This window comes from Streptosporangium minutum, from assembly GCF_002149035.1.
In the GTDB taxonomy this organism is placed as follows: domain Bacteria; phylum Actinomycetota; class Actinomycetes; order Streptosporangiales; family Streptosporangiaceae; genus Streptosporangium; species Streptosporangium minutum.
The window spans coordinates 1-4,265 of sequence record NZ_NGFP01000413.1 but is presented as its reverse complement, the minus strand read 5'-3'; the positions used below and the strand labels follow the sequence as shown (position 1 = coordinate 4,265).

The 4,265-nt window shown below is 70.7% G+C and carries 2 protein-coding genes; both read left to right on the top strand.

The annotated features are described in order from the left end of the window. Positions 1–1,173, top strand: a 1,173-nt coding sequence (locus CA984_RS42805) for a dihydrolipoamide acetyltransferase family protein (RefSeq protein WP_086579009.1), incomplete at its 5' end; no start/stop codon positions are given. 518 nt (positions 1,174–1,691) lie between these two features. Next, positions 1,692–3,596 carry an ABC transporter ATP-binding protein gene (locus CA984_RS42800; RefSeq protein WP_242676485.1) on the top strand — a complete coding sequence of 635 codons (1,905 nt, stop codon included), beginning with the start codon at positions 1,692–1,694 and terminating at the stop codon, positions 3,594–3,596. Positions 3,597–4,265 lie beyond the last annotated feature (669 nt).

Here is a 4,265-nt window from a genome sequence, read left to right as displayed (position 1 = left end):
CCCGAACGCGGGCAGGCTCTGGCCGAGGACATGGTGCCCGCCCTCCCGAAGGAGGAGCGCCAGCCGGTCCTGGTCGGTTACGGCGTCAAGATGGGCGCGGCCAAACGCCGTCCCCGCAGAACGGCGTCCACCCCGCCCGCGGGCTCGCCGGCTCCGCGGAGCGTCCAGCCGCCCGCGCGGCAGGACACCGGGCCCGGTGTCCGCGAGGGCGCCGGGCCGTTCACCGGCGAGGGCGCCGCTGCCTCCGTACGGGAGAACGGCCGGGAGAACGGGCCGGCCGCCGGGGCCGCGCCCGCCTCCGGGGGACGCGTCGCGACGCTGGCCAAGCCTCCCGTGCGGAAGCTGGCCAAGGACCTCGGAGTCGACCTGACCACGCTCACCGGGAGCGGTCCGCAGGGCTCGATCACCCGGGACGACGTCCAGTCGGCGGCCGGGGCGGTCCCCGCTCCGGCGGCGGTGCGGGCCGTACAGGCGGGTGAGGAGCGGATCCCGGTCAAGGGAGTACGCAGGGCGACCGCGCAGGCCATGGTGGCCTCCGCGTTCACCGCGCCGCATGTCACCGAGTTCCTCCAGGTCGACGTCACCGAGACCATGGACGCGGTCGGGCGGCTGCGACGGCTGCCGGACTTCGCCGAGGTCAAGGTGTCGCCGTTGCTCCTGGTGGCGAAGGCGGTGCTCGTCGCCGCGCGCCGGTATCCGATGATCAATTCGGTGTGGGACGAGGCCGCGCAGGAGATCGTGGTCAAGCACTACGTGAACCTGGGCATCGCCGCGGCCACCCCGCGTGGCCTGCTCGTTCCCAACGTCAAGGACGCCCACGCCATGTCCCTCCCGGACCTCGCCAGGGCCCTCGGCGTCCTCGCCGAGACCGCCCGTGCGGGCCGTACCCAGCCCGCCGACATGGCCGGAGGCACGATCACGATCACCAATGTGGGCGTGTTCGGGGTGGACGCGGGCACGCCGATCCTCAACCCCGGGGAGTCGGCAATCCTGGCCTTCGGCCAGGTCAGGGACATGCCGTGGGTGGTGGACGGGCAGATCGTGCCGCGCAGGGTCTGCACGCTGGCGCTGTCGTTCGACCACCGGGTCGTGGACGGGGAGCTCGGCTCGCTCTTCCTCCGTGACGTCGGCGCCATGCTGGAGGATCCGCTCCGCATGCTCGCCTGGAACTGAAGCCGCAGAAGTCGCGAGCCCGCTCCCCGGAGGGAGCGGGCTCGCGTGGTCTGAGGCCGCCCCCGGTCGCCCGAGGCTCCCGCGGCGGTGCTCCGGCGCGCCTTCTCCATTTGGAGTTCGTTTACCGACTCGCTGTTTCCAGGTTTCCTTATGGAGAACTTATGGGGTTCTCCGGGAGCCCGGAGCGGCCCGCCCGGCGCGTGGGGCGATGACCTTTCCGTGGACGCGGTGAACCGTCCCCTGGTGATTTCCCGGGGTGTGCTTTGAATACCGCCTCCTCGCTTTGATGCGCCATGAGACTGCCGGTGACAGATGCGGAAGAACCTGTCCGGCCTCTCAGGGAGAGGTATGGGAATGGCCAGTTAAAGGATCTCCAACCCGCACCGATTTCGGAGATTAATGCGTATCTGGGTGATATTGTCTTAATTGGTAACTCCGCGAAAGAACGGCCAGAAGGGAAAGCCAATGAGACTGGACAAGCTCTTCCCGGCTAACCGCGCCCCGCTTGGTTGGGGCGGATGTCGTCGTCGTCGCTGCGGATGCGGCGGCGGTTGGCGCGGCGGCTGGCGCGGCGGCTGGGGCGGCGGCTGGTGGTGGTAGCAAAGTCAGATGAGAACCGGCGGATCACCCGCCGGTTCTCCTTTGCGCTCCCCCCGCCGGACGGAGCCGGACCGGTGGAGGACCTCCCGACCTCGATCGCGCCGGCGGTCTCCATCCGGGACGCCTTCCGGCGGTTCTGGCCCTCCACCCGCGGCGTCCGCAGGTTTTTCGTGGTCGGCGTCGTGCTGGCGATCGTGGCGGCCCTCTGCGAGGTCGCCGCGATCTGGCTGTTCGGGCGCATCACCGATGAGGTGCTCAGCGCCCAGAACCTGGGAGCGTTCTGGACCCCCGCGTTCACCTGGCTCGGCCTCGTGATCATCGCGGGCCTGGCCTCCTTCGTGGGTTCCTACGCCACGGCCCTGGGCGGGGAGCGCTTCCTGCTGCGGTTGCGGGACAGGGTGTTCGCGCACATCCAGACGCTCACCCCCGACTTCTTCGACAACCGCCGGCTGGGCGACCTGATGGCCCGGCTCACCGACGACATCGAAGCCATCGAGGAACTGGTCGGCTCCGGTGTGGTCCGGCTCCTCACGACGGTCGCCAGCGTGGTCTTCTTCGCCGGGGCCGCCTTCTACATCCGGTGGGATCTCGCGCTGGTGACGTTCGCGATGATCCCGGCGTTCCTGATCGTCTCCAAGGTCTTCGCGTCGAAGTTCAGGACCGTCGCCGCCCGCGAGCGGCTCAGCAACGGAGCCATGAACAGCGTCATCGAGGAGGGCCTGGCCAACCAGTCCCTCGTCCAGGCCTACAACCGCCAGGAGGCCGAGGCGGATCGGCTGCACGCCGAGGGCCACACCTGGCTACGGGCCAACGTGGCCCAGGCCCGGCTGTCCGCGCTGTACGGGCCGGTCGTCCAGGTCATCGAGACCGTCTGCCTGCTGGTCGTCATCGGCTTCGGCGCGTGGGAGATCGCGGCCGGCCGCCTCACCATCGGCGGGCTGCTCGCCTTCGCCGCCTACCTCGCCTACCTCTATCCGGCGGTGCAGAGCCTCGGGCAGATCGCGCTCACCGTCTCCGAGGCGGCGGCGGGCTCCGACCGCGTCATCGAGATCCTGCGGGCCCGGCCCGCTGTCACCGACCGGGCCGGGGTGGCTCCCATGGGCGCGCGGAGCCGGGGCCGGATCGAGTTCGACGAGGTCGGCTTCACCTATCCGAACAGGACCAGCCCCACGCTGCGGAATCTGTCCTTCCGCGCGGAGCCGGGCGAGCTGGTCGTCTGCACCGGACCCAGCGGCGCGGGCAAATCCACCCTCACCAAGCTCCTGCTGCGGTTCTACGACCCCACCGCCGGGCGCATCCTTCTCGACGGGATCGACATCCGGGACCTGCCGCGCCGGTCGCTGCGCGACAACATCACCGTCCTGCAGCAGGAGAACCTGCTCTTCTCCGGAACCGTGCGCGACAACATCGCCTACGGCCGTCCCGGCTCAAGCATGGACGACATCGTCCGGGCCGCCGTCTTGGCGGACGTGCACGACTTCATCAGCACGCTCCCCCGGAAGTACGACACGCCCCTCGGCCAGCGCGGCCGGCTCGTCTCCGGCGGGCAGCGCCAGCGCATCGCCATCGCCCGGGCGATCCTGCGCGACGCCCCGGTGCTCGTGCTCGACGAACCGATGACCGGACTCGACTCCCTCACCGCGGCACGGATCATGGAGCCTCTCCGGCTGCTCATGTCCGGCCGCACGACCATCCTCATCACCCATGACCTCCGCCTCATCCCCGAAACGGCGCACACGATCGTCCTGGGCGCCGCGCAGAGCCCCGGCCGGACGGGGGTCAGGCTCTCCAGACGCCGCAGCGCGGCCCCGCGCCCGGCCTGAGGGCCCCGCCTCCGGTCTGAGGGCCTGGCGCCCGCCGCGGGTGGACAAGGGTACGGAAGCAGGCAGGGAAGGGGGCCTCCGCCGAACGGGCCCTCCGCCGGACCGGTTCTCCGCCAGACGGGTTCTCCGGGTCCGGCTCTCCGTCGGGCAGGTCCTCCGGCAGACGGGTCCTCTGTCGGACGGGCAGGTCCTCTGGCAGCCGGTCCTCTGTCGGGCCGGCTCTTCGTCGGCAGGGTTCTCCATCGGCCGGATTCTCCGCCGGGCCGGATTCTCCGCCGGGCCGGATTCTCCGCCGGGCAGGTTCTCCGGTGGACCGGTTCTCCGTGGAGACGGCTTTCTGCGGGGACCGTCCCTCTGAGCCAGGCCAGGCCCGCCGGACCGGCCTTCGCGGGAAGCCCCCCAGAGCCCGGGAAAACGCGGTGAGCCCGCTCCCCGAAAGGAGCGGGCTCGCAGTGGAGGTGAATGGACCCGTCCGTTCTCACCTCGGATGAGGGTCTGCCGGAAAACGCTCCCGGTATTATCCGGCCCGGCGGAGAATCCGGCCCGGCGGAGAATCCGGCCGATGGAGAACCCTGCCGACGAAGAGCCGGCCCGACAGAGGACCGGCTGCCAGAGGACCTGCCCGTCCGACAGAGGACCCGTCTGCCGGAGGACCTGCCCGACGGAGAG

What these genes read in the sequence shown, in the direction of transcription:
- CA984_RS42800 (WP_242676485.1), top strand. Translation starts at nt 1,692, where the DNA reads ATGTCGTCGTCGTCGCTGCGGATGCGGCGGCGGTTGGCGCGGCGGCTG.